26 protein-coding genes are annotated in these 25,974 nt (G+C 70.8%); 14 read left to right on the forward strand and 12 right to left on the reverse strand.

The annotated features are described in order from the left end of the window. Window positions 1–27: 27 nt before the first annotated feature. The 3 genes from OHN74_RS02140 to OHN74_RS02150 all read right to left on the reverse strand — a co-directional run bounded on the left by OHN74_RS02140 (window position 28) and on the right by OHN74_RS02150 (window position 2,447). Window positions 28–927: an aldo/keto reductase gene (locus tag OHN74_RS02140; RefSeq protein WP_327692775.1), complete on the reverse strand. Its 900-nt coding sequence runs from the start codon at window positions 925–927 to the stop codon at window positions 28–30. Window positions 928–1,146: 219 nt separating this feature from the next. Beyond that, a complete protein-coding gene (locus OHN74_RS02145; protein WP_327692776.1) occupies window positions 1,147–1,575 on the reverse strand; it encodes a nucleoside deaminase in 429 nt (142 codons plus the stop codon). After that, window positions 1,572–2,447 (reverse strand): LLM class flavin-dependent oxidoreductase, encoded by an 876-nt coding sequence (locus tag OHN74_RS02150; RefSeq protein ID WP_327692777.1) that lies wholly within the window; start codon window positions 2,445–2,447, stop codon window positions 1,572–1,574. The genes OHN74_RS02145 and OHN74_RS02150 overlap by 4 nt, the downstream gene beginning before the upstream one ends. A gap of 95 nt (window positions 2,448–2,542) precedes the next feature. Between OHN74_RS02150 and OHN74_RS02155 the strand changes: the two genes are divergently transcribed. Next, entirely contained in the window at window positions 2,543–3,013 is a 471-nt protein-coding gene (locus OHN74_RS02155) for an Lrp/AsnC family transcriptional regulator (RefSeq protein WP_327692778.1), read from the forward strand. Window positions 3,014–3,257: 244 nt separating this feature from the next. Here OHN74_RS02155 and OHN74_RS02160 read toward each other — a convergent pair whose 3' ends face one another. Continuing rightward, window positions 3,258–4,628, reverse strand: coding sequence for a PI-PLC domain-containing protein (locus tag OHN74_RS02160; RefSeq protein ID WP_327692779.1), 1,371 nt, complete (start codon window positions 4,626–4,628; stop codon window positions 3,258–3,260). 185 nt (window positions 4,629–4,813) lie between these two features. Here OHN74_RS02160 and OHN74_RS02165 point away from each other — a divergent pair, with 185 nt between their 5' ends. The 12 genes from OHN74_RS02165 to OHN74_RS02220 all read left to right on the forward strand — a co-directional run bounded on the left by OHN74_RS02165 (window position 4,814) and on the right by OHN74_RS02220 (window position 17,535). Beyond that, a complete protein-coding gene (locus tag OHN74_RS02165; protein WP_327692780.1) occupies window positions 4,814–5,980 on the forward strand; it encodes an acyl-CoA dehydrogenase family protein in 1,167 nt (388 codons plus the stop codon). A gap of 71 nt (window positions 5,981–6,051) precedes the next feature. Then, entirely contained in the window at window positions 6,052–6,819 is a 768-nt protein-coding gene (locus OHN74_RS02170) for an SDR family oxidoreductase (RefSeq protein ID WP_327692781.1), read from the forward strand. Between the two features lie 90 nt (window positions 6,820–6,909). Next, window positions 6,910–7,683: a FadR/GntR family transcriptional regulator gene (locus tag OHN74_RS02175; RefSeq protein WP_327692782.1), complete on the forward strand. Its 774-nt coding sequence runs from the start codon at window positions 6,910–6,912 to the stop codon at window positions 7,681–7,683. A 152-nt stretch (window positions 7,684–7,835) separates the two neighbouring features. Beyond that, window positions 7,836–8,633 carry an enoyl-CoA hydratase/isomerase family protein gene (locus tag OHN74_RS02180; protein ID WP_327692783.1) on the forward strand — a complete coding sequence of 266 codons (798 nt, stop codon included), beginning with the start codon at window positions 7,836–7,838 and terminating at the stop codon, window positions 8,631–8,633. A 3-nt stretch (window positions 8,634–8,636) separates the two neighbouring features. Continuing rightward, window positions 8,637–9,605, forward strand: coding sequence for an acyl-CoA dehydrogenase family protein (locus tag OHN74_RS02185; RefSeq protein WP_327692784.1), 969 nt, complete (start codon window positions 8,637–8,639; stop codon window positions 9,603–9,605). Next, complete coding sequence (locus tag OHN74_RS02190; RefSeq protein ID WP_327692785.1) at window positions 9,602–10,747, forward strand: acyl-CoA dehydrogenase family protein; 1,146 nt, start codon at window positions 9,602–9,604, stop codon at window positions 10,745–10,747. The genes OHN74_RS02185 and OHN74_RS02190 overlap by 4 nt, the downstream gene beginning before the upstream one ends. A gap of 17 nt (window positions 10,748–10,764) precedes the next feature. Further along, window positions 10,765–12,348 carry a FadD3 family acyl-CoA ligase gene (locus OHN74_RS02195; RefSeq protein ID WP_327692786.1) on the forward strand — a complete coding sequence of 528 codons (1,584 nt, stop codon included), beginning with the start codon at window positions 10,765–10,767 and terminating at the stop codon, window positions 12,346–12,348. A 1-nt stretch (window position 12,349) separates the two neighbouring features. Continuing rightward, window positions 12,350–13,561 (forward strand): CaiB/BaiF CoA transferase family protein, encoded by a 1,212-nt coding sequence (locus tag OHN74_RS02200; RefSeq protein WP_327692788.1) that lies wholly within the window; start codon window positions 12,350–12,352, stop codon window positions 13,559–13,561. After that, window positions 13,558–14,433 carry an enoyl-CoA hydratase/isomerase family protein gene (locus OHN74_RS02205; protein WP_327692789.1) on the forward strand — a complete coding sequence of 292 codons (876 nt, stop codon included), beginning with the start codon at window positions 13,558–13,560 and terminating at the stop codon, window positions 14,431–14,433. The genes OHN74_RS02200 and OHN74_RS02205 overlap by 4 nt, the downstream gene beginning before the upstream one ends. Next, entirely contained in the window at window positions 14,433–15,578 is a 1,146-nt protein-coding gene (locus OHN74_RS02210) for a thiolase family protein (RefSeq protein WP_327692790.1), read from the forward strand. Before OHN74_RS02205 ends, OHN74_RS02210 begins: the two co-directional genes overlap by 1 nt. 11 nt (window positions 15,579–15,589) lie before the next feature. Continuing rightward, window positions 15,590–16,738 (forward strand): acyl-CoA dehydrogenase family protein, encoded by a 1,149-nt coding sequence (locus OHN74_RS02215; protein ID WP_327692791.1) that lies wholly within the window; start codon window positions 15,590–15,592, stop codon window positions 16,736–16,738. Next, window positions 16,738–17,535 carry an SDR family NAD(P)-dependent oxidoreductase gene (locus OHN74_RS02220; protein ID WP_327692792.1) on the forward strand — a complete coding sequence of 266 codons (798 nt, stop codon included), beginning with the start codon at window positions 16,738–16,740 and terminating at the stop codon, window positions 17,533–17,535. The genes OHN74_RS02215 and OHN74_RS02220 overlap by 1 nt, the downstream gene beginning before the upstream one ends. A 9-nt stretch (window positions 17,536–17,544) precedes the next feature. Here OHN74_RS02220 and OHN74_RS02225 read toward each other — a convergent pair whose 3' ends face one another. After that, window positions 17,545–18,813 carry an amidohydrolase family protein gene (locus OHN74_RS02225; protein ID WP_327692793.1) on the reverse strand — a complete coding sequence of 423 codons (1,269 nt, stop codon included), beginning with the start codon at window positions 18,811–18,813 and terminating at the stop codon, window positions 17,545–17,547. Then, window positions 18,807–19,811, reverse strand: a complete 1,005-nt coding sequence (locus OHN74_RS02230) for a CoA transferase (RefSeq protein ID WP_327692794.1) — start codon at window positions 19,809–19,811, stop codon at window positions 18,807–18,809. Before OHN74_RS02230 ends, OHN74_RS02225 begins: the two co-directional genes overlap by 7 nt. Before the next feature lie 49 nt (window positions 19,812–19,860). Between OHN74_RS02230 and OHN74_RS02235 the strand changes: the two genes are divergently transcribed. Next, window positions 19,861–20,808: an enoyl-CoA hydratase/isomerase family protein gene (locus OHN74_RS02235; protein WP_327692795.1), complete on the forward strand. Its 948-nt coding sequence runs from the start codon at window positions 19,861–19,863 to the stop codon at window positions 20,806–20,808. A gap of 114 nt (window positions 20,809–20,922) precedes the next feature. Here the strand turns inward: OHN74_RS02235 and OHN74_RS02240 are convergent, their stop codons facing one another. The 6 genes from OHN74_RS02240 to OHN74_RS02265 all read right to left on the reverse strand — a co-directional run bounded on the left by OHN74_RS02240 (window position 20,923) and on the right by OHN74_RS02265 (window position 25,959). Then, window positions 20,923–21,654 (reverse strand): enoyl-CoA hydratase-related protein, encoded by a 732-nt coding sequence (locus OHN74_RS02240; RefSeq protein WP_327692796.1) that lies wholly within the window; start codon window positions 21,652–21,654, stop codon window positions 20,923–20,925. A gap of 32 nt (window positions 21,655–21,686) precedes the next feature. Next, complete coding sequence (locus tag OHN74_RS02245; RefSeq protein WP_327692797.1) at window positions 21,687–21,998, reverse strand: hypothetical protein; 312 nt, start codon at window positions 21,996–21,998, stop codon at window positions 21,687–21,689. Window positions 21,999–22,090: 92 nt separating this feature from the next. Continuing rightward, entirely contained in the window at window positions 22,091–22,453 is a 363-nt protein-coding gene (locus OHN74_RS02250) for a hypothetical protein (protein ID WP_327692798.1), read from the reverse strand. Continuing rightward, window positions 22,450–23,157 carry an ABC transporter ATP-binding protein gene (locus OHN74_RS02255; RefSeq protein ID WP_327692799.1) on the reverse strand — a complete coding sequence of 236 codons (708 nt, stop codon included), beginning with the start codon at window positions 23,155–23,157 and terminating at the stop codon, window positions 22,450–22,452. The genes OHN74_RS02250 and OHN74_RS02255 overlap by 4 nt, the downstream gene beginning before the upstream one ends. Next, the gene (locus tag OHN74_RS02260; RefSeq protein ID WP_327692800.1) at window positions 23,154–23,864 is read right to left on the reverse strand and encodes an ABC transporter ATP-binding protein; all 711 of its coding nucleotides are present in this window, start codon (window positions 23,862–23,864) and stop codon (window positions 23,154–23,156) included. Before OHN74_RS02260 ends, OHN74_RS02255 begins: the two co-directional genes overlap by 4 nt. Then, window positions 23,845–25,959 carry a branched-chain amino acid ABC transporter permease gene (locus OHN74_RS02265; RefSeq protein ID WP_327692801.1) on the reverse strand — a complete coding sequence of 705 codons (2,115 nt, stop codon included), beginning with the start codon at window positions 25,957–25,959 and terminating at the stop codon, window positions 23,845–23,847. Before OHN74_RS02265 ends, OHN74_RS02260 begins: the two co-directional genes overlap by 20 nt. Between the last annotated feature and the right edge of the window lie 15 nt (window positions 25,960–25,974).

Here is a 25,974-nt window from a genome sequence, read left to right on the forward strand (position 1 = left end):
CCGGCCGGGGCAAGGTGTTTGGGGCGATTACGACCGGTGTGACGCACCGAGTCGGGCCAACTCGTCGTCCGTCAGCCGCAGTCCGCCCGCCGCCACGTTGTCCACCAAGTGGTCCGGGTTGCCCGTGCCCGGGATGGCGAGCACATGCGCCCCCTGGTGCAGGCTCCACGCGAGCCGGATCTGGGCGGGGCTCGCGCCGTGCGCGCGGGCGACGGCGAGCACCGCGTCGTCGTGGGTGTCGGCGGCGCCCCGGGCTCCGCCGCTGCCCGCGACAGCGAAGAAGGGCACGAAGGCGATGCCCGACTCTCCGCACAGCCGCAGGAGTTCGTCGCCCTCGGGGTCCGGACGGTCCAGCGCGTACCGGTTCTGCACGCACACGACCGGGGCGATCTCCCGCGCTTCGGCGAGGTGCTTCGGCTCGATGCCGGAGATCCCGAGGTGGCGGATCAGACCGGCCTCACGCAGGTCGGCGAGCGCTCCGAAGTGCTCGGCGACGGAGTCCTGCTCCAGCCTCCGCAGATTGACCACGTCGAGGTGGTCGCGGCCGAGCTGGCGCAGGTTCTCCTCGACGTGGCCCCGCAGTTGGTCCGGGCGGGCCGAGGTCGCCCACTCCCCCGAGTAGTCGCGGTACGGGCCCACCTTGGTGACGATGACCAGGTCGTCCCCGTACGGCGCCAGCGCGCTGTTGATCAGTTCGTTGGCGGAGCGCAGCGCGGAGAAGTAGAAGGCGGCGGTGTCGATGTGGTTGACGCCGAGTTCCACGGCCTTCCGCAGCACGGCCAGCGACCGCGAACGGTCGCTGGCCGTACCGAGGTGGAAGGCCGCGCTGCCGGTGAGCCGCATGGCTCCGAATCCGAGCCGGTTGACGGTGAGATCGCCGAGTTTCCAGGTGCCCGCGGCGTCCGCGGTGATCGTTTCCGTGGTCATCGGCGGAGTCTCGCATGCGCGTCGGGCACCCGGCCGATGTCGTACCCGCCTTTTGGTGTCCTTTGCAGATGGGTGGTGGACGGGTGAAGGTGTGCTGTCACCGCTGCCCCCGCACTCGTCTGCTCGCTCAACCGTGACGCCGATGTCGACGCTCCCTCGGAGGACGAACGTACCCAGGTGCGTTCCGCTGGTGGCGGGCGCCGCTCCCCGGCCCGGCGGTCAGCGGTAGTAGGGCTCGACCGCGGCCCGTACCTCCTCCAGCAGCGCGGGACCGTCCTGCGGCACGGGCAGTCGGCCGCTGCCCGGCCTGATGTCCAGGAGCTGTTCGTTGGACAGGGCGAACACCACTCGCCGCAGCCCTGCCCATTGGATGACGGCCTCGCACATCCCGCACGGCTGGCAGCTGGTGTACATCGTGGTGCCTGCCGCCGTCTGCGCGTCGAGCTCTCTTGCGGCCCACCTCGCCAACTTGAGTTCCGGGTGTGCGGTGACGTCGTTGTCGGTGAGAGTGGTGTTGTACTCCTCGGCCAGGATCGTCCCGTCCGGTCCTGCGAGCAGGGATCCAAAGGGCGGGTTGCCGCTCGCGCGTGCCTCGGCCGCGAGCGAGATGGCCTGTCGGAGGAGGGTGTGGTCGTCGGGTGTGGTCAAGACTGCTCCATCGTGGTGCGGGACGGGGTGCCGGGCTCGTAGAAGTGTGCGGCCACAGTGGCGAGGGCCTGCCAGGCCGCCTGCGGGTGACACGTCGCGCGGGGGTCGCCCGGGTAGGTGTCGAGGACGACGGACTTGGCGCCCAGCAGCCGCAGTTGGTCGAGATCGTCCATGATCTGGTCGATGGTGCCCTCACCGGCGAGCCGTCCCGCTCCGTCGACCGGTTCCTTGGTGAGGCGCAGGGCGATACGGGGAGCCAGTGCGGGCACGGGCAGGTGCCGCTCGTCCGCGTACGTCTCCAGCCTGCCCGCGGCTTCGCGCAGCCATGGCACGGTGGGGCGCAGCGGATGCCATGCGTCGCCGAGTCGCACGGCCCGGCGCAGCCCCGCGTCGCTGTTTCCGCCGACCCACACCGGGATCCGGCGCTCTCCGTAGGAAGCGGTGTCCTTCCAGGCGGCCCGGATGCCCCGCAGGTGGTCGTCGGTCAGCTGTCCGCGCTGTGAGAACGGGATGTCGAGGGCGGCGAACTCCTGCCGTGCCCAGCCCACTCCCACGCCGAGGACCAGCCGGCCACCGCTCACCTCGTTCAGATTGGCCGCCATTCGGGCGGTGAGCAGCGGGTGCCGGTAGGGGGCGATGAGGACCGTCGTGCCGAGCTGGATACGGGTGGTGAGGCCGGCCAGCCAGGACAAGGTGGTGAAGGGCTCGTAGAAGGGTGCCGGATAGCGCTCGGCGACATCCGGCGTGATGGCTATGTGGTCCGAGATCATCAGTAGGTCGAAGCCCAGGCCCTCTACGGTCCGGGCCCAGCCGCGCAGCACTCCGGGGTCAGTGCCCGGGCCGAAATTGGGGACGTTCACTCCGATCTTCACAGGGCCCAACCCTAGGCAGGACGTATGGGTCCTCAGAAGGGATTCCCGCCTGTTCAGGGGCGGTTCAGCCGTGGATCCGCCGGTAAAATGGGCGCATGACCGAGAGTCTCGACGCGACGGACTGGGCGATCCTCACAGAAGTCCAACGGGACGGCCGGATCCCGTTCACCGAGCTGGCACGGCGGGTGAACCTGAGCGCGTCGGCGACCAAGGAGCGAGTGCGCCGACTCGAGGAGGCCGGGGTGATCACGGGGTACCGTGCGGAGGTGGACCCGGAGCGGACCGGTTACCCGGTGATGGCGGTGGTCCGGCTCAAGTACCCGGGGCCGGGAACCCGGCACGAGCCGCTGCGCCGGCTGCTGGAGGAGCGCCCGGAGATCCTGGAGTGCCTGCGCACCACCGGAGACGACTGCTACATCATGAAGGTGGCGGCCACGTCGATGGCCCATCTGGAGGAGATCGTCGACGAGCTGGCCGAGTTCGGGAGCACCACCACCAACCTCGTCCTCAGCCGGACGCTCCCGTTGCGCGGCCCGGGAGTGCCTCGGGGGAACACCGTCAGGTAGACGCGGATGCTGATCCCGCCTGCCCTGCATGAGCGAGCCCCTTCCTGAGCTCCTCACGGAGCAGAGGCCAGCCGATCCAGTGGCTCCCCCACCCGTGAGGAGAAAACCCCGACCGCCTATCGCGGTCGGGGCCTCCGGTCGGGGCCTCCATGCAGTCTCAGCCCTGGCCGAGTCCCCCGTTGTCGTCTCTGGAGAAGCGGGCCTCATGCTTCTCCAGTAGATGCCCTGCAAGCAATTTCTGGTGCTACGGATACACGTAGGTGTTCAGCGTGGCCACCGCCGAAGCGGTATTGCCCAGGTCGTAGCGGTCCACGGCAAGGAAGTTGGGCTTCTTGCGGGCGGCCGGCTGGCAGAACCGCTGGGCCCGGTCGGCCAGTTTGGTGTTGTCGTTCGTCGCCGTGGAGGCGATCGCCACGTCCCGGAAGTGGTTCATGACGAACAGGGGCTTGAAGGCGCCTTCGGTGCGGGTCAGCGGGGTGTTGGAGTCGGCGCCGTACCAGCGGCTGTAGCAGGACCAGTCGGAGGTGCCGATGCCGCCGCCCATGGACCAGTAGTTCTCCACGGTCCACTCGCGCTGGTACATCACGCCGAAGGTGTCCCGGGTGAGCCCGGCGGTCTGGTCGGCGGAGCGGCTGTGGTCGGTGAAGATCAGCAGCCGGTCGTTGGCGGCGACGAGATCGGCGATCTTCGGCCAACCGTTCTGCCGTACGCCGGTCTGGTCGGGCCGGTAGAGGACGTCGGACAGGCCGCTGACGCGGGCGAGTTCACCGCGCAGGACGCCCGGGTCGACGTAGTCCTCCAGGAAGACGGTGACGACCTGGGTGGGATTCTGCTTGAGGAAGTCGACCATCCGCTGGAGGTCGACCCAGAGCGCGACCGGGCTGCCGACGAGGGTGCAGCTGTTGTGGCAGAGGATCGCGCCGTCGGAGGTCTGGTGGATGTCCAGCATGAACCCCCTTACACCGTCGGTGAGTTGCTGGTTGATGCCGCGCGACTGGTTGGGCACGAAATTCACGAAGGGTGGGGCGAAGCCGCCGTCGACGCCATTGGCGTAGGCGTTGTGGGCGGTGAGGAACGTGACCTGGTCCAGGGTCCGCTGGTCGGCGGACGGCATCGGGGCGACGGTGGGGGCGACCGGGGTGAGGTACCAGGCGGCCAGGCTGCCCGATCCGCCGATGGCGAGCTGGTCCGGGTAGTTGGCGCCGGACGGCTTGGCTGCGACCGTGAGGTAGCGGGTGGTTCCCGGGGCCTTGAGGGTGTACTGGTCGGTGCCCGACGGGGCGATCTCCCAGGCCGCGTCGGCGCTCGTACAGGCGACGGTCCTGGCCTGGTCGCCGGAGCGGCCGAGACAGGAGCCCGCGGTGTCGGTGCTCTCCAGGAGATACGAAGTACCGCTCGCACGGAGCGTCCACTGCTGGTGGTCCTCGTTGCCCTTGGGTCTGTGCTGTTCGACGGCTCCGGCGTCGTCGGCGGCGTTGAGTCCGGTGGTGGCGCTCTGGACGTAGTAGGCGCCGGCGGCCGGAACGGCTGCGGCCAGGGCGGGCGGTGCGGGTGCCACAACCACCGCCGCCAGTGCGGCTGTTGCGGTGAGCAGTGCGGTGCGGGGGGTCGGCATCTACGGGGCCCTTCATCGACTCGGCGGCTCGACGACATGGTCGGCAGGGGCATGACATCACGAAGCCAGGCATGAAGTCAGCACACCCGCCACACCAGTACCGCAACCATCAACACCGGTCTGTCTCTTCGGTCTGACCTTTGATATGTTTCGACGCCACCGAGGCTGCGGGAGGCGTTCGAACTGTGGACTTCGAGCTGACCGAAGATCAGGAAGCGATCCGCAAGGCCGTCGCCGGACTGCTGCGCGACTTCGACGACCGGTACTGGATGGAGAAGGACCGCGACCACGAGTTCCCGGCCGACTTCTACGACACCGTCGCGCGCGGCGGCTGGCTGGGGCTCACGATCCCCGAGGAGTACGGCGGCCACGGTCTCGGCATCACCGAGGCCACGCTGCTCCTGGAGGAGGTCGCACGGTCGGGCGGCGGGATGAACGCGGCCAGCGCGATCCATCTGTCGATCTTCGGGATGCAGCCCGTGGTGGTGCACGGTTCCGAGGAGCTCAAGCGCCGGACCCTCCCCCGTGTCGCCACCGGCGACCTCCATGTCTGTTTCGGCGTGACCGAACCGGGGGCCGGACTGGACACGACGAGCATCACGACGTATGCGCGCCGGGACGGCGACCACTACGTGGTGAACGGCCATAAGGTGTGGATCTCCAAGGCGATGGAGTCGGAGAAGATCCTGCTGCTGACCCGGACGACGAGGATCGGCGAGGTCGCGAAGAAGACCGACGGGATGACGCTCTTCCTCACCGATCTCGACCGCGCCCATGTCGACATCCGCCCCATTCCGAAGATGGGCCGCAACGCCGTCACCTCGAACGAGCTGTTCATCGACGATCTGCGGGTGCCGGTGGAGGACCGGGTCGGCGAGGAGGGCCAGGGATTCCGTTATCTCCTCGACGGGCTCAATCCGGAGCGGATGCTGATCGCCGCCGAGGCGCTGGGCATCGGGCGGGTGGCACTCGACAAGGCTGTTCGGTACGGCAAGGAGCGGGTCGTGTTCGACCGGCCCATCGGCATGAACCAGGGGGTGCAGTTCCCCCTCGCGGACTCGCTGGCCCGGCTGGACGCGGCCGAGCTGGTGCTGCGCAAGGCGACCTGGCTGTACGACCACGGGCGGCCGTGCGGGCGTGAGGCCAACACCGCCAAGTACCTGTGCGCGGACGCCGGGTTCACGGCGGCGGACCGGGCGCTTCAGACCCACGGCGGGATGGGCTACTCCGAGGAGTACCACGTGGCCCGCTACTTCCGTGAGGCGCGGCTGATGCGGATCGCGCCGATCAGCCAGGAAATGATCCTCAACTATCTCGGCTCCCATGTGCTGGGGCTGCCGAGGAGCTACTGACGTCTTGGGTGACCGTCGGCCACCGCTCGGCCGTGCCGCTTCGACAGGGAGTCTTTGATGGGGAGTCAGTGATGAGCGACAACAGTGGACTGTTCGATCTGACGGGCCGGTCCGCGCTGGTCACCGGGGCGGCGGGAGGTATCGGAGCCGCCGTCGCCCGGGCGCTCGCCGGCGCCGGGGCCGCCGTGCTGGTGACGGACGTGGACGGGGACGCGGCTGCCGCGGTCGCCGGGAGGATCTGCGCCGCCGGTCTGACGGCGGACAGCGCCGCCCTCGACGTACGGGACCGGGCAGCCGCCGATGCCGCGGCGGCGCGGGCGGCCGAACTGGCGGGCGGGACACTGCACATCGTCGTCAACAACGCGGGGGTCACCGCGCCCGCCATGTTCGACAAACTGACGGAGGACGACTTCCGCCGGATCGTCGACATCCATCTGATGGGAACCTTCCACTGCTCCCGGGCGGCACTGCCCTTCCTCCCGGAGGACGGTACGGGGCGGATCATCAACGTGACCTCGTCGGCCGGTCTCGTCGGCACGCTCGGCCAGGTGAACTACTCCGCCGCGAAGGCGGGCGTCATAGGTCTCACGAAGTCACTCGCGCGTGAACTGGCGCGCCGGCAGATCCTGGTGAACGCGCTGGCACCGCTCGCCGCGACGCCGATGACGGAGACGATCCGCACCAACGAGAAGTTCGCGGCCCCGATGCTCGCGCGCATCCCGCTGGGCCGTTGGGCGGCGCCCGAGGAGATCGCGGGTTCCTTCGTCTTCCTCGCCTCCGACGCCGCGTCCTTCATCACCGGGCAGGTGCTGCCGGTGGACGGGGGTCTGGTGATGTGAGGGGACGCCGGACAAGTCATGTGACAGGCGGCGCGCGTCCCGTATTGAATGGTCCGGCCGAAGTGGTGCCACCTACGAGAGGCCTGACCCGTGCAGAGCGCCGGACATTCCGCCAGTGACCCGCGCTTCGACGTGGTGAAGGTGCCCAAGGCGTCGGACGTGCTGGCCGCCGAGGTACGCGAGCGGATCCTCTCCGGCGAGTTCACCGAGGGCACGGCGCTGCCGCCGGAGCGTCAGCTGGTCGACCAGACAGGGCTGAGCCGGGCGACGGTGCGCGAGGCGCTGCGCATCCTCGAAGTCGAACGGCTGGTGCGGATCAGGCCGGGGCGCGGCGGCGGCGCCTTCGTGCACCGGCCGGGCCACGAGTCGGTGACGAACACGGTACGGCTGGTCATCCGGGGCCGGCAGATCCGCCTTGAGGCGCTGCACGAGACGCGCGAGGCGATCGAGCCGACCTGCGCCGCACTGGCCGCGAAGCGGCGCACGTCGGCCGACCTCGCCGAACTGGACGCGGCGCACGCCGAGTTGACTGCCGCCGCCGACGACGACGTGCCGCGCTTTCTGCGGGCCAACGTCCGCTGGCACACCGCCGTGGCGAAGGCGGGCGACAACGAGTTGCTGATCGGTTTCATGACGGCCCTCTCCCAGTCGATCTACGCGGCCACGGACATCGACCGGTTCATGGACGCGGAGATCCGCGAGGTCACCACCCGTGCCCACGCGCGGATCACCGAGGCGATCCGGGCACAGGACGGCCCCGCGGCGATGCGGCGGATGACCCGCCATGTGTGCGGGTTCGCCCGCGCGGCGGCCGAGGTGGATCAGCGGCAGCGGGTGGGCCTGCCCGAACCGGGCGACGACTGACAGCGCACTCCCGACCTCTCCCGGGCAGGCCCCGCCTGTGCGAGAATGCTATTTCCATTCAGCGTAAACAACACTCTTCACTTTCGGTCTGACCTTTACTAGCATCCGAGGTCGACCGACCAGTGGCACCGGTGGCAAGGGAGAGGGTGCGCATGGGCGAGGCCGACTCCGTACTGACCGTGACCGCCGACGGCGATGTCCGTGTCGTCACCCTGAACAGGCCCGACAGCCTCAACGGGGTCTCCGGGGAGTTGCACCGGCGACTCGCCGAGGTGTGGCGGGAGTTGGCGGACGATCCCAAGGCGCGAGCCGTCGTCCTCACCGGTGCGGGACGGGCGTTCAGTGCGGGCGGCGACTTCGACCATCTGCGCCGCCATCACACCGACCCCGAGCTGCGGGAGCGGTCGATCCGCCTCGACCGGACGATCCAGACGGAGATGATCCGCTTCCCGCTGCCCGTCGTGGCAGCGGTCAACGGCCCGGCGGTGGGACTCGGTTGCAGCCTGGCGCTGGGCTGCGATCTGGTGCTGATGGCAGACGACGCGTATCTCGCGGACCCGCACATCTCGGTGGGCCTGGTCGCCGGCGACGGCGGTGTGACCCTTTGGCCGCTGCTCACGAGTCTGCTGCGGGTGAAGGAGTACCTCTTCACCGGGGACCGCATTCCCGCCGCGACGGCGGTCGAACTCGGCCTGGCCAACCGGGTGGTGCCTGCCGCCGACCTCCGCCGGGAGGCACTGACGCTGGCCCACCGGCTGGCGGCCCAGCCCCCGGAGGCGCTGCGTGCCACGAAGGCGGCACTGGCCGTGGTGGTGGAACAGGCGACCCGGGGTGGCATGGAGGCGGCCCTGATGGCGGAGCTGGCCACGATGACCAGCCCGGACCACATCCGGATCGTCGACGAACTGGCGTCGCGGGCGGAGCGCCGGTCCAGGGGCGGGGAGGGATAGCCCGTGGAGACCGAGGAGTTCGTGCTCGTACGCGACCTGCTGCGTTCGTTCGCCACCCGGTTCCGGGTGGGCTCCGCCGACGACGTCAAGCCCTCGCTCGGGGCCGCCGCGCAGGAGGCACTGGGCGAGTTGGGCCTCGCCGAGCTGCGCCGGTCCACTCCCCCGGCCGCCACCGTCCAGGAGTGCGCGCTGCTCGCCGAGGAGCACGGCAGCCTGCCGCTGGCCACCTCCCTGCTCGGTACGGCCCTGCTCGCCCCGGAGCTGCTCCGCCTGGTGGGAGTACCCGCGGCGCCCGGCAGGACCCCGACGATCGCCCTCGCCCGCGACCTTCGCTTCCCCGCCGCGAGCCCCTCCCCGCTCGTCGCCTGGGACAGCGAGGGCGCGGACGAGGCGCTGTGCGTGCTCCCCGACGGCACCGTGACCGCGGTCGGACTGGGGCCGGCGGCACCGAGCGTGGACCTGTTGCGCACGATCCGCACGGCGCTGCCCTCGCAGCACGTGGTGGGACGCCTCGATCCGGCCGGACACCTGCGCTGGCAGGCGTACGCGCTGATCGTCGTGGCCTCCGAACTCGTGGGCGCGGCACGGTCGTTCGTCGCGCAGAGTGTGGGGTACGCGCGGGAGCGCGCCCAGTACGGCCGGCCGGTCGGGTCGTTCCAGGCGGTGCAGCACCTGCTCGCCGACGCGACCGTGCTCGTGGAGGCCTGTACGAGCGCGAGCCGGTATGCCGCCTGGAGTCTCGACCACGAGTCGCCGCAGCGGGCGTTGGCCGCGGCGCGGGTCGCGAAAGCCGAGGTGAACAGGTCGGCGGTGGAGGCCGTGTACGCCGGTATGCAGGTCTTCGGCGGGATCGCCCAGACTTGGGAGCACATCGCGCACCTGTATCTGCGCAAGGTCCGCGTGGGCGCCACGGTCCTGGCCACGACAGCCGATCTGCTGACGGTGCTGGCCGAACCGGAGGCGACCCGATGACCGACACCCCACTGGACTTCGGCGACCCTGCCGACCTGAACCGGCTCCGCACGGAGTTCCGCACATGGCTGGCCGAACACCCGTTCCCTGAAAGGCACTTGGACGAGCCGGTGCCCGTTTTCCTGCACCGCTGGCACCGCCTGCTGCACTCCGGTGGCTGGGTGGGCCTCGATGTTCCGGAGCGGTACGGCGGTCGCGGTCTGACGGCACTTCACCAGGTGGCGGTCAGCGACGAGTTGGGGGCCTGCGGGGCTCCGGGCGTTCCGCGCATCGGCTATCTCGCGCACGCCCTGCTGGAGTTCGCCTCCGAGGATCAGCGGCTGCGCATGCTGCCGAGGATGCTGGCGGGCGACGAGGTGTGGTGCCAGGGGTTCAGCGAGCCGGGCGCGGGGTCGGACCTCGCCGGGATGAGCACCTTCGCGGAGCGTCGCGACGACCACTACGTGGTCCGGGGCCAGAAACTCTGGACCAGCTACGCCCAGTACTCCGACCTGTGCCTGCTCCTGGCCCGTACGGACCGCGAGGGCTCACCGCACCGCTCGATCACGGCGTTCGCGCTGCCCCTGGACCGCGCGGGCGTCACGGTACGGCCGCTGCGGGCCGCCAACGGGGACGACGAGTTCTGCGAGCTGTTCCTCGACGACGTCCGCCTGGAGGAGTCCGAACGGGTCGGCTCCGAGGGCGACGGCTGGCCGCTGGCGATGACGACGGTGTCGTACGAGCGCAACGCCCTGGACACCGGCCATCTGTCGAAGTACGGCCTGCTCGTCGAACGCCTCCGCTCCACCGTCCGGGAGCGAGCCGACACGCTCCCGGACGGACTGCGCTCCGAGATCGGGCAGTGCCAGGTGGACTACGAGGTCCTGGTGGCGCATGCCCGGCGCCGTACCGCCGAGCGCCTGAGCGGGCAGCCCGCCGGCCCGGAGTCGTCCGTCGACAAGCTGCTGATGACAAGGGCCGAACAGCGACTGTACGAGACGGCACTCAAGGTGTTCCCGGAGCAACTGGCCGAGGACGGCGGGGAGCTCTTCGGCGAATACCTGTATTCGCGGGCCGCGTCGGTGTACGGCGGTACCTCCCAGATCCAGCGGAACCTCATCGCGAAACGGGTCCTGCATCTGCCTTCGTCCGGCCGGCCTTGAGCACTGGAGCCTTCTCGATGCGATACGACGATGAATTCCTGACCATTCCCCATGCCATCGGGCTGGCCGCCGAGCGCTTCGGCGACGACATCGCACTGATCGACGGGGACCGTCGGTGGAGTTTCCGCGAGCTGGAACAGCGAATGGTGGAGGCGGTGAGGGCCACCATCGCGCTGGGGATCGAGGAGGGCGACCGGGTAGGGCTCTGCGCACCGAATTCCGCGGAATGGATCTTCGCGGCACTCGGTATTCAGGGCGCGGGAGGTGTCGTCGTGCCCCTCAACACACGGTTCAAGGCGGGCGAGATCTCCTACATTCTGCGCAAGTCGGGAGCCAGGGCCCTGTTCGCGGCCCCTTTCCTCGACAGTGACTACGTCGCCGAACTGCTGAAGCACGACCCTGAGCTTCCGGCGCTCCGCAGAACGGTGTCGATTCTCGGGCCGAAGGGTGCCGCGGACCTGTCGTGGACCGAATTCCTGCGGGCCGGTGAGGAGGTGTCCGCCGCCACGGCCGGGGAGACGATCGGGCGGCTCACCCCGGACGACATCTCCGACGTGATGTTCACGTCCGGCACGACGGGTCATCCCAAGGGTGTCGTCCTCACCCATGGCCAGTCGCTGCGGGCGTACGGCTGGATGGCCGAGGAGTACACGTTCCGACGCGGGGACACCTTTCTCGTCATCCCGCCGTTCTTCCACTGCTTCGGCTACAAGGCGGGCTGGCTGGCCTCCTTCCTGCACGGGGTGACGGTCGTTCCGATGCCGGTGTTCCACCCCGGAAAGGCGCTGGAGATCATCGACAGAGAACGGGTGAGCATTCTTCTTGGCCCGCCCACGATCTTCCACGACCTCATCAACCACCCCGAACTCTCCGGACACGATCTTTCGTCGCTCAGGGTTTCCATGACGGGCGGCACCACCGTTCCGGAGTCGCTGATCCGCGCCATGAAGTCGGAGCTCTCCTTCGACATCGTGATGAGCGCGTACGGACTGACCGAGTCGTCAGCATTGGTGACGACCACGCGTATCGGGGATTCCGAGGAGACGGTGGCCCGAACGACCGGACGTGTCATTCCGGACGTCGAGGTGAGGATCGTCGACGAGGCAGGCCGGGAACTCCCGGCGGAACAGGACGGGGAAATCCTCGTGCGGGGATACAACGTCACCCGAGGCTATTGGGACGACCCCGAGGCGACCGCCGCCACCATCGACGGTGAGGGCTGGCTGCACACCGGGGACCTCGGACGGCTCGACTCGATCGGGAATCTCTCGATCGTCGACCGGAAGAAGGAGATGTACATCGTCGGCGGATTCAACGCCTATCCGGCGGAGATCGAGAGACTTCTGCTGGCCTACGAGCCCGTCGCGCAGGTCGCCGTCATCGGTGTGCCCGACGAGCGGCTCGGCGAGGTCGGCTGTGCCTTCGTCGTCCCGAAGAAGGGGTACGAGGTCGGCGAGAAGGACGTCGTCGCGTGGTCGCGCGAGCACATGGCCAACTTCAAGGTGCCGCGCCACGTCCGTCTCACCGACGAACTCCCGCGCAACGCGAGCCAGAAGGTCCTCAAGGACGAGTTGCGCGCCCGCTTCGAAGCGAGGGCCTGACATGGCTGACGGAGCCGTCCCGGCCGGGGCCGTCGGGCCGCTCGACGGCATCACGGTGGTGACGTTGGAGCAGGCCGTGTCCGCTCCCATGTGCACCCGTACCCTCGGCGACTTCGGCGCCCGGGTGATCAAGGTGGAGAACCCGAAGGGCGGCGACTTCGCCCGGCACTACGACGACGTGGTCAACGGCCTCGCGGCGCACTTCGTGTGGATCAACCGGGGCAAGGAATCGGTGGTCCTGGATCTCAAGTCACCTGCGGGAATGGCGGTGTTGCACCGGCTGCTCGCCCGCGCCGACGTCCTCGTCTCCAACCTCACCCCCGGCACGACGGCAAAACTGGGCATCACCCCCGGCGACCTGGCCGTACGGCATCCGGAGCTGATCGCGGTCGAGATCGACGGGTACGGTCCCGGCGGCCCCCTCTCGCACAAGCGCGCCTACGACCTGCTCGTCCAGGCCGAGGCGGGGGCGTGTGCGGTGACGGGTCTGCCCGGGGCGCCGGCCAAGCCCGGGCCTCCGATGGCCGATGTGTGCGCCGGGCTGTACGCGGCCCTGTCGATCATGGCGTTGCTGTACGAGCGGGGGCGCGGGCGGCGCAGCGGTCCGGCGTCGGTCGCGGTGAGCCTCTTCGACACCATGACGGAGTTGATGGGCTATCCGCTGACGTACACCCAGCACTCGGGTGTCGATCAGCAGCCCTGGGGCATGGGGTCGCCGGCGGTGGCACCGTACGGGGCGTACGCCACGGCCGACGGTCACACCGTCGTCCTGGGGACGACGAACGACCGCGAATGGCAGCGGCTCGCACGGGAGTTGCTCGGCCGGTCCGATCTGGCGGACGACGAGCGGTTCGCCACGACGCCCGGCCGGGTCGCCCACCGGGCCGTGCTGGACGCCGAGATCGGCGCCTGGTGCGCCCGCCACGAGCTGGCGTACGTGCAGAGCAGCGCGGACGCCGCCGGGATCGGCAACTCGCGGTTCAACAAGCCGAGCGAGGTGGTCGCGCATCCGCATCTGAAGGCGCGTGACCGGTGGCGGGAGGTCGGGACGCCGTACGGGCCGATCTCCGCGCTGCTTCCCCCGCCGGTGATCTCCGGCTACGAGCAGCCCATGGGCGCGATTCCGGCGCTCGGTGAGCACACGGCGGCCGTACTCGCCGAGTTGGGTGTCGACGACCGGGGCGAGGAGACGGGCGGGGGCGAGGAGACGTGAGTGGCGGGGAGCCCGTGCTGCTCCGCACCGACCGGGACGGCGTACGGACCCTGACGCTGAACCGGCCGCACCGGAAGAACGCACTCGACGCGGAGCTGTGGGCCGCGTTGCGGGACGCGTTGACGGCGGCCGGGCGGGACCATGACGTGCGGGCGCTGGTGGTCACGGGGGCCGGGGGCGCGTTCTGTTCGGGAGCCGACATCTCGGGTGGGCTCGGCAGCGTCCACCCCCTGTACCGGATGCGGACGTTGAGCGACATCGCCCTGCAACTGCACGAGTTGCCGGTGCCGACCATCGCCAAGGTGACCGGTGTCGCGGTCGGGGCCGGGTGGAATCTCGCTCTGGGCTGCGATCTGGTCGTGGCCACGCCGGAGGCACGGTTCTCGCAGATCTTCGCGCGGCGCGGGCTCTCCCTGGACCTGGGTGGTTCCTGGCTGTTGCCGAAACTGGTCGGGCTGCAGCAGGCCAAGCGGCTCGCGCTGCTCGCCGAGACGATCGGCGCGGAGGAGGCGCGGTCGCTCGGGCTGGTGACATGGGTGGTGGCGGCGGGCGAGGTGGATTCCTTCGTCGACGGTCTCGGGGCGCGGCTGGTGGCGGGTGCGCCCGTCGCGCTCGCGCAGACCAAGGCTCTGCTGAACGAGGGGGCCGACCGCACACTGCGGGACGCGCTCGCCAATGAGGCACGGGCCCAGGGGGTCAACTTCGCCACGGCTGACGTGTCGGAGGCGTTCACGGCGTTCATGGCGAAGCGCGAACCGACCTTCGACGGGCGGTGGGCGGTACCCGCGACCGACCAGCAGACAGCCGAGGAGACAGCCATGGAGACAACCGGCTCGGCGGCGCCGGGTGCCCGTTCGGTCAGGAGGCCGTAGTGCGTGAAGCGGTGATCGTGGCGGCGGTGCGCACCCCCGTCGGGAAGCGCGGCGGCGGCCTCGCAGGTGTCCACCCGGCCGACCTGTCCGCCCTCGTCCTGCGTGCGCTGGCCGGGCGGACGGGCATCGATCCGAGCGTCGTCGACGATGTCGTCTGGGGTTGTGTGTCGCAGGTCGGCGACCAGTCGAGCAACATCGGCCGCTACTCGGTGCTGGCGGCGGGCTGGCCGGAGAGCGTTCCGGGGACGACGGTCAACCGGGCGTGCGGGTCGGGCCAGCAGGCTCTGGACTTCGCGGCGCAGGCCGTGATGTCGGGGCAGCAGGACGTGGTCGTGGCCGGCGGGGTCGAGGTGATGAGCCGGGTTCCACTGGGGTCGGCGCGGGCCTCGGGGATGCCGTACGGGCCCCAAGTCCTCGCGCGGTACGACGGCTTCTCGTTCGATCAGGGTGTGTCGGCCGAGCGGATCGCCCAGAGGTGGGGGTTCACGCGGACGCGGCTCGACGAGTTCGCGGCGCTCTCGCACGAGCGGGCCGCGGCGGCCCTGGCCTCCGGGGCGTTCGCGGAACAGATCGTGCCGGTGGACGTCGGCGACCTGACGGTGGGAGCCGATGAGGGGGTGCGGCGCGGAACGGGCGTCGAGAGCCTCGCACGGCTCAAGCCCGCTTTCCAGGACGGCGGTGTGATCCACGCGGGAAACGCCTCACAGATCTCCGACGGCGCTGCCGCGCTGCTGGTGACGACTCCCGGGAAGGCGCGCGAGTTGGGCCTCGTGCCGCTGGTGCGCTACCGCGCGGGTGCGGTCGTCGGCGCCGACCCGGTGCTCATGCTGACCGGCCCGATCCCCGCGACCGAGCGAGTGCTGCGGAAGGCGGGCGTCGGCCTGTCCGAGGTCGGCGTCTTCGAGGTGAACGAGGCCTTCGCGCCCGTACCGCTGGCCTGGCTCGCCGAGACGGGCGCAGACCCGGCACTGCTCAACCCGCTGGGCGGGGCCATCGCCCTCGGGCATCCGCTGGGGGCGTCCGGCGCGGTCCTGATGACCCGCATGATCCATCACATGCGGGAGCGTGGCCTGCGCTACGGCCTGCAGACCATGTGCGAGGGCGGCGGCACAGCGAACGCCACCCTCGTCGAACTCGCCTCCTGACGGGAGCAGTTGTGCGCCGAGAGATCTTCACGCCCGACCACGAGGCCTTCCGCGGGCTGGTGCGGGACTTCGTGGCGAACGAGGTGGTCCCCCACTACGCCGATTGGGAGGAGGCCGGACGGCTGCCCCGCGAACTCTTCGAACAGCTCGGCTCGCTGGGCCTGTTGGGCATGTCCGTCCCCGAGGAGTTCGGCGGGTCCGGCCTCGACGACTACCGCTACAACGTGGTCCTCCAGGAGGAGGCGGCCCGCGCACTGGTGACGCTGGGCACGGTACGCACCCAACTCGACGTCGTCCTGCCCTACTTCCTCACCTACGCCGACCAGGAGCAGCGCGCCCGCTGGTTTCCCGGACTCGCCGCGGGCAAGCTGCTCACGGCCGTCGCCATGACCGAGCCCGGCACGGGCTCCGACCTCGCGGGCATCCGCACGACCGCCGTCCGGGACGGCGACTCCTATGTCCTCAACGGGGCCAAGACGTTCATCACGGGCGGGCTGCTCGCCGATCTGGTGGTCGTGGTGGCCCGGACGGCCACCGATCCCGGCGACCGGCGCGCGGGGCTGACCCTGCTGGTGGTCGAGGACGGCATGCCCGGGTTCACACGGGGCCGAGTGCTGATGAAGATGGGCATCAAGGTGCAGGACACGGTCGAGCTCGCCTTCGACGACGTACGTGTCCCGGTCGCCAACCGGCTCGGCGAGGAGGGCGCCGCCTTCGGCTATCTGGGCCACAACCTTCCGCAGGAACGGATGACCGTGGCGGTCGGCTCGGTCGCGCAGGCGCGGGCCGCCCTGGACACGACGGTCGAGTACGTCAAGGAGCGCCAGGTCTTCGGGAAGCCGGTCGCCGCCTTCCAGAACACGAAGTTCGAACTCGCCGCCGTGGCAGCGGAGTTGGAGGCGGCGCAGATGATGCTCGACCGGGCGGTCCTGGAACTCGTCGACGGCCGGCTGTCCGGCGCGGACGCGGCGAAGGTCAAGCTGTTCTGCACGGAGATGCAGGCCCGGGCCGTCGACCGCTGCCTTCAACTCTTCGGCGGATACGGCTATATGCAGGAGTACCCCATCGCCCGGCTCTACACGGACGCACGCATCACCCGTATCTACGCCGGGACGAGCGAGGTCATGAAGGTCATCATCGCCAAGTCGTTGGGACTGTGATGCCGGATTTCCGTTCCCCTTCCCACACAGCCGATTTCGAGAGCCGGACGGGTGCCGCGTTCGTCGCGGGCGGCACCGGCGGCATCGGTGCGGAGATCGTACGGACGCTGGCCGAGCGGGGCAGCGACGTGGCGTTCACATACCGCGCCGACGAGACGGCGGCGGAGTCGATCGCAGGCGAGGTGAAGTCGTACGGCCGCCGTGTCCTGTCCCTGCGGCTGGACCTGGGGGACGAGGTGGCCACGGCGGAGGCGGTGGCCGAGGCCTGCGAGGCGTTCGGAGGGCTGCACACGGTCGTGTACGCGGCCGGTCCCCACGTACCGATGAGGCATCTCAGCACGGTGAAGCCGAGCGAGTACCGGGCCCAACTCGACGCGGACGCGGTGGCGTTCTTCAATCTGGTCCATCCCGCGCTGCCGAGGCTGCGGGAGACCCGGGGAAGCATCGTGGCCGTGACGACGGTGGCCACCCGCCGCTACCCGGTACGGGACGGGCTGTCGGCGGGCACGAAGGGTGCCGTGGAGGCGGTGGCCCGGGCGCTCGCGGCGGAGGAGGGGAGGTACGGGATCCGCGTGAACTGTGTGGCACCCGGCATGCTCAACGACGGTATCGCCGGCCGCCTGATCGCCTCCGGGGAACTGGACGAGGCCGCGCTCGCGATCACCCGGCGCAACATCCCGCTGCGCCGCTTCGGGGCCGCGAAGGACATCGCGGAGGCGGTGGCGTTCCTCGCCTCGGAGCGCGCGGGGTTCATCACGGGACAGGCCCTGGGGGTGGACGGCGGATACAGCGTCTGACGCGACTGTTCACTCGGGGGCGGTGATGCGGGCTCCGGCTACGAACGCCGCCCTTACGGTGTCGGCCGTCAGTACGTCGAGTGCTTCCCGCAGGGGTACGTGGAGCAGACACAGGTCGGCGACCTCACCCACCGCCAATCGCCTTGCCCGGGCGGGGCGTTGGGGCTCGCCGGTGAACAGGCTCAGGGCCGCTTCCGCATCCAGCGCCTCTCCCCCGGCCCGTTCGACGGTGGCCCGCATGACCGCCCACGGGTCGTGGGTTCCGTAGGGAGCGTCGGTGCCGGCGGCGAGCGGGATGCCCGCGTCGGCCAGGGATCGGCAGCGGTAGAGGTGGGGACGGTCGTCGGGGTCCACGTCGGTGGCGTAGGCGTGGCCGCGTTCGGCGGGGAAGTGCGGCTGGGTCACGACCGTCACGCCGAGGTGCCTGATCCAGGGGATCGTCTCGGCCGGGACGACGGACGCGTGCTCGATGCGGTCGCCGGCGACGGGGCCGGCCTCGTCCAGGGCGAGGAGGGTCACGAGCAGTTGCACCCGGGTCACGCAGTGGACGGCCACCGGGCGGGGCCGCAACGATGCGATTCTGGCGGCGAGTTCGGCCGGGACGGGCAGGGTGGCGTCGTCGAGCATCAGCTTCACGGGCGCGTCGACCGTCATGACGAGCAGCCGTTGCGGCAGTACCGACAGCAGATCGAGAAGGCCGTCCGCCGGGTGTGGATCGGCATTGGTGAACCCCGTGACGCCGAGCGCCGCCGCCCTGTTGCCCACGCCCTCCAGGTCAAGGCGCACGGGCGGAACGTGTCCGCGCAGTCGCTCGTCCTCCCGCCAGAATCGCCCGTCGCCGGCCTCCGTATGCAGACCGGCCGCCCGCAGCGCGGCGCTGTTCCACACCCACAGGGCGCCGGTCCGGTGCTGGACGCGGACCGGCCGGTCCGGGGCGAGGCTGTCGAGGGTCCATCGATCGAGGTCGCCCGCGACGCTCTCGTGGTAGCCGACGGCCCGTACCCACTCCTCGGGCGCCCTTGCGCGCAGGGCCGCGGCGAATCCGGCCCGGCCGACGACATCGGCCGGGCCTACCTGGACGGACGCGGCGTCGGCGGCCAGCGCCGCGAGGTGGACGTGATGGTCGTGGAGGCCCGGAAGCAGGGCGCCGCCGTGCCCGTCGACTGCTTCGGTCTCCTCTCTCCCGTCCAGCCGCTGCCCGATCTCGGCGATGCGCCCGTTCCGGACACGTACGTCCACTCGCCCCGCGCCCTGGACCTCGACTCTTCTGATCAGCACGGCGACGGCACCAGCGAGGCCGCGCAGGCCGACATGGCGAGGCTCAACAGTTCGCCGCCTCCGGTGGCGAGGGAGCGGGCCGTGGCACGGGCGGCGTAGACGCCGGTGACCGGGTCGGCGAGCGCGTCGCCCAGGAAGACGGGGGCGCCCTGTGCGTCGAGGCCGGTCAGACCGCCCGCGACGGCGGCGTCGTCGCCGAACGCGATGCGGTCGTCGTCCCTGCCGTACCCGGTGATGCTCACCCAGACCCGGCCCGGACGGGCGGCGAGGAACTCCTCGGCGTGGACCCCGAGCCTGCGCAGTGCCCGCGCCCGTGACGCCTCGATGACGACATCGGCCCCGGCGATCACCTCGGCGAGCGCGCCCGGGGCGAAGTCCAGTACCAGGCTGTCGTGCCCGTCGTGCAGCCAGCGGTAGAAGGCGGGCGATCCGGCGCGGGCGCCGTCCGGGCGGGTCGTGCTCTCCACCTTGACCACCTCGGCGCCCGCCAGACCCAGGAGGCGTGCGCACAGGGGGCCCGCCCAGAGCGCCGACAGGTCGACGACGCGCAGGTCGGCGATATCGCGTGGGTGCCGCTCGCCGAGCCGCTCGGTCCGTACCGGGGGTCCGCTCACGGAGGCGTGCTCCGAAGCCGCGATCCCCAGCAGTTGTGCGCTCGCCGCCACTTCGGCGCCCTTGGCCCGCTTCACCACCTCCTGGAGAGGCTCGCCCTCCATCCCCTTCAGCAGGGCGATGAGAGCCGGTACCGCGGCCAGGTCGTCGGGACGGGCGAGGTTCACGGCCGTCCAGCCGTCGGCCGCTTCGAGGAGGTGGCAGGAGCCGCCCGCCGATGTCCGGCCCGGGAGGACGTGGCCGGCCAGCCGGGCCCGCAGAAAGAGGGCCGTGGGCAGGTCGATGGGCACGCGGGTGAGGGCGGTGAACTCCTGGGCGACCGAGGCCAGCGGAGGCAGGTACGGCTCGACCGAGTCCATCCAGCTGTCGAGAGCGTCATTCTCCAATGGCCAAACGCCCTTCTCGTCCGAGGTGGCCCCAAATTACACTCCGGTCGTGACCTTGCCCTCCCCCTTCATCCTGGTCGACCTCGACCGTGGACCGAATCCCGGCCTGGGAACGTCTGGAGTTACCGGGCGGATGCTCGTAGGCGTCGCGGAGAAACCTGTCGGGGTCGACGGCTGCTTCGACATCCTCCTCACCAACGAGCCCGATCCACCACGCCCCTGGGTCAGTTGCGCCGACGCGTACGCCACGGCCCGCCGTCTGGCGGAGATCGTCGCGGACCGTCCCGCCGCCTCGGTCGCCCTGACGCAGGTGCTGCGGATGGGTCCGGCGCTCGCACCGCCCGACCGTCTCGTGGCCGAGTCGCTCGCCTACTCGACGCTCCAGGCGTCGGCCGTCTTCCGCGCCTGGCTGGACTCGGCGCCCGCGCGTACGCCGCGGCCCTCCGCCGAGCCCGTCGCGCTGGCCCGTGACGCTGACAGCCTCTCCATCACGCTCGACCGGCCGCAGGCCCGCAACGCCATGGACGCCGGCACGCGGGACGCCCTGTGCGAGGCGCTCGAAGTCGCCGTACTCGACCCGTCGATCATCCGCGTCGACCTCTACGGCAACGGGCCGGCCTTCTGCGCCGGCGGGGACCTGAGCGAGTTCGGCTCGGCCAGGGATCCCGCGCAGGCCCATCTGGTCCGGGTCCACCGCAGTCCGGCCGCCCTGCTCCAGCGGTGCGGCGCGCGGGTGACGGCCCATCTGCACGGCGCCTGTATCGGGGCGGGCATCGAGCTGACGGCGTTCGCGGGTCGGGTACTGGCCGCGCCGGACACGGTGATTCGCCTGCCCGAGGTGGGGATGGGGCTCATTCCGGGCGCGGGCGGCACGGCGAGCCTGCCGCTGCGGATCGGGCGGGAGCGGACGGCGTACCTGGCGTTGTCGGGAGAGGCGCTGGGGGCCGGGGAGGCGCTTCGGTGGGGACTGGTCGACGAGGTCCTTCAGGGGGACTGAGCGTTCCTCGCGATGCGCGGTTCTGAGTCTGCGGCCGTCCGTGGCCGGTCGCGCAGTTCCCCGCGCCCCTTGAGAGGTGCTCTACCGCGAGCCGGAATCGGTCGCCTCGCCCCGTCACTTTCCTGTCCACACCGGCGCCCTTCGCTCCGCGAACGCCCTCGCTCCCTCCGTCGCGTCGGCGCTGCGGAACACCGCCTCGATCTCGGCCGGTTCGGCCCAACGGCGTTCCCGCATCAGCTTCTTGGTCATCGCGACGCCCAACGGGCCGTTCTGTGCGATCCGTTCGGCGAGGGCAAGTGCCTCCGCACGGACCGTGTCAGCCGGGACGACCCGGTTCACCAGGCCGATCTCCCGGGCCCTGGCCGCCGTGACCAGTTCACCGGTGAGGCCCATTTCCAGGGCGACAGCGAGCGGGACACGATCGGCGAGGGTGGTGGCGCCGCCCGCCGCGAAGAGGCCGCGTTTCACCTCAGCGACTCCGAGGTACGCGGTGTCGGCGGCGACCACCAGGTCGCAGGCCAGGGCGAGTTCGAACCCACCGGCCACAGCGGACCCGTTGAGGGCGGCGACGACCGGGGTGGCGACGCCCTCGCGGTGGAACCAGAGAAGGCCGTCGAAGCGGGCGCCGCGTGCGAACGCCTTCAGGTCCATGCCGGCACAGAAGGCCGGGCCCTCCCCGGTGAGAACGATCGCCCGGACGGCCGGGTCGGCATCGGCCTCCTTGAGGACTGTCGACAGCTCGTCGAGGAGCTCAGGGTTCAGGGCGTTTCGCGCCTCGGGCCGGTTCATCGTCGCCACAAGGACGTCGCCCACCCGTTCGGTCAGGACCAGGTCCTCCTGCGCCATGACAACTCCCTTTCGAATAGAGGCGGTCCGGTTCAGTCGGACGCGGGCAGGGGCTTGGCCGCCTTGATGGTCATCGGGGTGCCGTCGCAGGCCAGTTCGCCCGCTCCGGAGGCGGTGCAGAGCAGTTCGAGGGCGCCCGTGGCGTCCACGTACCGCTTGCCGATGAGGGTGCCCGAGCCGGTGTCCTTGACCTGCGGCACGGACGCCGCGGGCACCATGGGGGCGCCCGCGCAGGTGAGTTGGGGCTGGGCTTTCGCGGGGGCGCGGATCACCACCACGCGGGTGCCGCAGGCGGTGCTGGCGAGCTGGTTGCCGGGGCGCAGCGTCGATGCCGGGGTGGTCATGGCCTGGGTCCCTTTCGAGCGGACGGTCGGGGTCGCGCGGATGGCCGGGGACGCGGGGTCGTTCCGCCACCCGGAGTTGTCGCCTCCCGGAGTCACTCCGGGTCGCGCAGCCGGTCCGGGTCGCGCAGTCGTTCCGCGAGGAGGCTGACGTCGTACGACTGGCGGGCCATCCAGAACCGCAGGAAGCCGGTGAGGGAGTAGCGCAGGAACAGCGCCGAGCCCACCACTCCGGCGGCGATTCCGGCGAGGCCGAGAGCGAGGCCGTCGTTCTGGACCAGGGGGTCGAGGGTGTTGTGGGCGACCAGGTAGCCGGAGGCGCCGAGGATCAGGCCGAGCGCCATCAGGGCTCCGCCGAGGCGCAGCCAGAGACCGGAGCGGGCGGCGGCCGGGTCGGGGATCTTCAGTTCGGTCAGTTCGCGGACGAAGCGGTCCGCACGTGGCTCGGTGGACGTCATGCGGAACTCCCGAGGTAGAGAGCGGACAGTTCGGCGCGCAACCCGTCGTCGGGGTGGCCCTGCCGTTGGATCCGGCCGCGCACGAGGACTGCGGCGCGGTCGGCGATGTCGAGTACGGCGGCGGCGAACTGCTCCACGACCAGGACGGCCACGCCCTGCCGGGCGATCTCGGCGACCTGCTCGTACAGTCGGGCGACCACCAACGGGGCGAGCCCCATGGAGAGTTCGTCCAGGAGCAGGACCGCCGGGTCGGTGGCGAGCCCTCGCGCCAGGGCGAGCATCTGCTGTTCGCCGCCTGACATCGTGCCCGCCGGCTGCGAGGCACGCTGGGCGAGGACGGGGAAGCGGCTGAACGCGATCTCCTCGATCTCGGCCCGGCTGCGGCCGGTGTAGGTCATCATCAGGAGGTTGTCGCGCACCGAGAGGTTGGGGAACACCCCACGACCCTCGGGGATCAGACAGACTCCGGCGCGGGCCAGGTCGCGTGGCGCGGCGCCCGTCATGTCCCGCCCGCCCAGCAGGAGTTGGCCGGACTTTGCAGAGTGGATGCCCGCAGCGACGTTCAACGTGGTCGTCTTTCCGGCGCCGTTGGGGCCGAGCAGCGCCACCACCTCGCCTGCGGCGACGCTCAGATCGACTCCGTGCAGGACGGTGATCCGTTCGTGGGCGGCGCGGATGCCGCGCAGTTCGATCAGCGCGTTCACGCGTCCCCCAGATAGGCGGCAAGGACCGTCTCGTCGTTGCGGATCACCTCGGGTGGGCCGACGGCGATGACCTTCCCCAGGTCGAGGACGTACACGTCGTCGCACACACTCATGACGAGGCTCATGTCGTGTTCGACGAGGACGACCGCGGTGCCGTCGTCGGCGAGTGAGCGCAGAAGGGCCGCGAAGCGCTCGGTCTCCTCGGCGTCCTGTCCGGCGGCGGGTTCGTCGAGCAGGAGCACCTTGGGGCGCAGTGCCAGCGCCCGGCCGACCTCGACGAGACGGCCGACACCGGTGGGCAGGCTGTCGGGGGCGGTGTCGGCGATGCCGGTGAGCCCGAGCCGGTCGAGGATCTCCGTGACGACGGCGACCGCGCGCGGCCGTTCGGGGCCGAGTTCGGCGGCGACGAGCAGGTTGTCGCGGACGCTGAGCCGGCCGAACAGTTCCAACCGCTGGAACGTACGGGCGAGTCCACAGTGGGCGCGGGCGGAGGGGCGCATCCGGGTGACATCCCGGTCGCCGAGGAGGACCCGCCCCGAGGACGGTCTGCGCAGCCCGGAAGCGACGTCGAACAGGGTGCTCTTTCCTGCCCCGTTGGGCCCGATGAGCCCGGTGACACGGCCGGGCTCGGCGGTCATGCCGACCCCGTCCAGCGCCCGGTTCCCACCGAAGGAAACCGTCACTCCACTAACTCGCAGCGACGCCACGGGCCAGCACCTCCCCGTCCTCCGGGCGCCAGGCACGCCGTACGCCCCACCACTCGACCGGAATCTCCGGCTCGGCCGCCGGTGCCTGCCGGACACCCGCCCATGTCCGTAGTGCCAGTGCCACGACGACGGCTCCGCCCAGGAAGGTCCAGCCGTCGATGACGTCGCCGAGGCGCAGCAGCCAGGCCGTGACCAGCCAGGCGACGAGCGCCGTGAGCGCGACGCGGTCACGGCCGAGCGGCTCCCACTGGCGCCGGAGGTGGGACGAGATGCCGTCCGGGCTCTTGCCCAGGCCCATGCCTGCGAGGGCGGGCAGCAGGGCGACCGGATTCTGCAGCGCGGGCGCCACCACGATCAGGGCGTTGGTCGGTCCGACGAGGGCCGTACCGGTGAACAGGCCGTTGCCGACCGCGCCGAGGCCGCCGATCACCGCGACCAGGAAGATCGGCAGTCCGGCCACGAGGTTGAACTGGTCGGGGGTGATGGCCCGTTGCTGCATTCCGTAGAGCGCACCGCCGAGGCCCGCGATCCCGGACGCCAGCGCGAACACGAGCACCTTGGCGACGAGCAGGTTGCCGCCGAGGGTGGCGTAGGCGGCCTCGCTGTCGCGCAGGGCGATCAGCCGCCGTCCGAACCGGCCCCGCCGCAGCGCCGCCACACCGATCGACGCGAGGGCGAGACAGACCGCGGCGAGCACCATCAGCTCCTCCCCGCTGTCCAGCCGCAGCCCGAACAGCGAGGGCCCGGTCACTTCGACCGAGCCCTGGTCGAACAGCGCGATCTCGACACCGAAGACATGGAACGCGGGGAGGGTGAAGATCCAGCGGTCGAGTACGACGGCGAAGGCGGCGGTCCCCAGCGCCAGGTACACACCGGACAGCCGCAGCGCGGGCAGCGCGATCAGTGCCCCGGCGACCGCCGAGACCAGCACCGCCAGACCCAGCGCCCACAGCTGACCGTGGTCCCCGAAGTGCGCCCAGACGACCGCGCCGATCCCGGCCATGCTCAGCTGGCACAGGGAGATCTGGCCCGCGTAACCGGTCAGGGGGACGTACGAGAGGGCCACCACGCCGAGCGCGAAGACCGGCCCGTAGGTGATGAGGTCGGCCTCGCCGAGCATCGAGGCCAGCACGATGCCGAACGCGACGGTCGCCGCGGCGAAGACCAGCGTGCCGCGTGGCGTGGGCACCGGGACCGGGGCCAGCCGTCGGTCGCGTCCGCGCAGCCGCCGGTGCGGGAACAGCAGCAGGGCGATGAAGAGGAGCAGTGCGGGGGCGGCCAGGCGCAGGCCGGGCAGGTAGTCGTTCTGCGGCAGGTAGCCGGTCAGATAGCTCTCCGTGCAGCCGATGACGACGGCCCCGATGAAGGTGAGCGGCACGCTGCGCAGCCGGCCGAAGACGGCTGCGGTGTAGGCGCTGACGATCAGCAGGGAGAGCTGCGCCGCGTCGAGGGTGACGCTCGGTGCGATCAAGATGCCGCCGAGCGCGGCGAGTTGGGTGCCCATGATCCAGGCGGCCTTGTTGGCCCGTACGGGATCGGCGCCGGTGAGTCCGACGAGTGCGCGGTCGTCGACGGTGGCGCGCATCTCGGCGCCGGCGCGGGTGCGGTAGAGCAGGACGCGCAGTCCGGCGGCGACCGCGAGGGCCACGCCCATGGTGATGGCCTGGTGCCAGGTGACGGCTGCCGGACCGATGTGGAAGGGGGCGCGGTCGGCGAGGAAGGCGGGCAGCGGCCGGGCCACGTTCGGGTCCCAGATCCAGCGGGCGACCCCGATGAGTCCGCTGAGCAGCGCGACCGTCATCACCAGCCGTTCCGCCTCGCCGAGCGCCTGGACCGGCCGCAGGATGAACCGCTCGACGAGCAGTCCGAACGCCGGAGCGAGCAGGAGCAGTACGACGGCCAGCGCGACCGGCACCGGCCAGCCCCAGCCGACGGTGAGCTGCCAGTAGGTGAAGGCCGAGAACATGCCCGCGGCGCCGTGCGCGAAGTTGAAGACGCCGGTGGTGGTGTAGGTGAGTACGAGGCCGCTGCCGATGACCGCGTAGATCGCGGCGGTGCTGAGGCCGACGATGCCGAAGGTGAGGAACTGGTCCATGACGCGCCGTCACTC

This window comes from Streptomyces sp. NBC_00459 (assembly GCF_036013955.1).
In the GTDB taxonomy this organism is placed as follows: Bacteria; Actinomycetota; Actinomycetes; order Streptomycetales; family Streptomycetaceae; genus Streptomyces.

Excerpts from the sequence above, each read along its gene's own strand:
- OHN74_RS02170 (WP_327692781.1), top strand. The coding sequence starts at position 6,052 with ATGAGCGACAACAGTGGACTGTTCGATCTGACGGGCCGGTCCGCGCTG.
- OHN74_RS02190 (WP_327692785.1), top strand. The coding sequence starts at position 9,602 with ATGACCGACACCCCACTGGACTTCGGCGACCCTGCCGACCTGAACCGG.
- OHN74_RS02245 (WP_327692797.1), bottom strand. The coding sequence starts at position 21,998 with ATGACCACCCCGGCATCGACGCTGCGCCCCGGCAACCAGCTCGCCAGC.
- OHN74_RS02180 (WP_327692783.1), top strand. The coding sequence starts at position 7,836 with ATGGGCGAGGCCGACTCCGTACTGACCGTGACCGCCGACGGCGATGTC.
- OHN74_RS02250 (WP_327692798.1), bottom strand. The coding sequence starts at position 22,453 with ATGACGTCCACCGAGCCACGTGCGGACCGCTTCGTCCGCGAACTGACC.
- OHN74_RS02220 (WP_327692792.1), top strand. The coding sequence starts at position 16,738 with ATGCCGGATTTCCGTTCCCCTTCCCACACAGCCGATTTCGAGAGCCGG.
- OHN74_RS02200 (WP_327692788.1), top strand. The coding sequence starts at position 12,350 with ATGGCTGACGGAGCCGTCCCGGCCGGGGCCGTCGGGCCGCTCGACGGC.
- OHN74_RS02265 (WP_327692801.1), bottom strand. The coding sequence starts at position 25,959 with ATGGACCAGTTCCTCACCTTCGGCATCGTCGGCCTCAGCACCGCCGCG.
- OHN74_RS02240 (WP_327692796.1), bottom strand. The coding sequence starts at position 21,654 with ATGGCGCAGGAGGACCTGGTCCTGACCGAACGGGTGGGCGACGTCCTT.
- OHN74_RS02155 (WP_327692778.1), top strand. The coding sequence starts at position 2,543 with ATGACCGAGAGTCTCGACGCGACGGACTGGGCGATCCTCACAGAAGTC.
- OHN74_RS02160 (WP_327692779.1), bottom strand. The coding sequence starts at position 4,628 with ATGCCGACCCCCCGCACCGCACTGCTCACCGCAACAGCCGCACTGGCG.
- OHN74_RS02195 (WP_327692786.1), top strand. The coding sequence starts at position 10,765 with ATGCGATACGACGATGAATTCCTGACCATTCCCCATGCCATCGGGCTG.
- OHN74_RS02140 (WP_327692775.1), bottom strand. The coding sequence starts at position 927 with ATGACCACGGAAACGATCACCGCGGACGCCGCGGGCACCTGGAAACTC.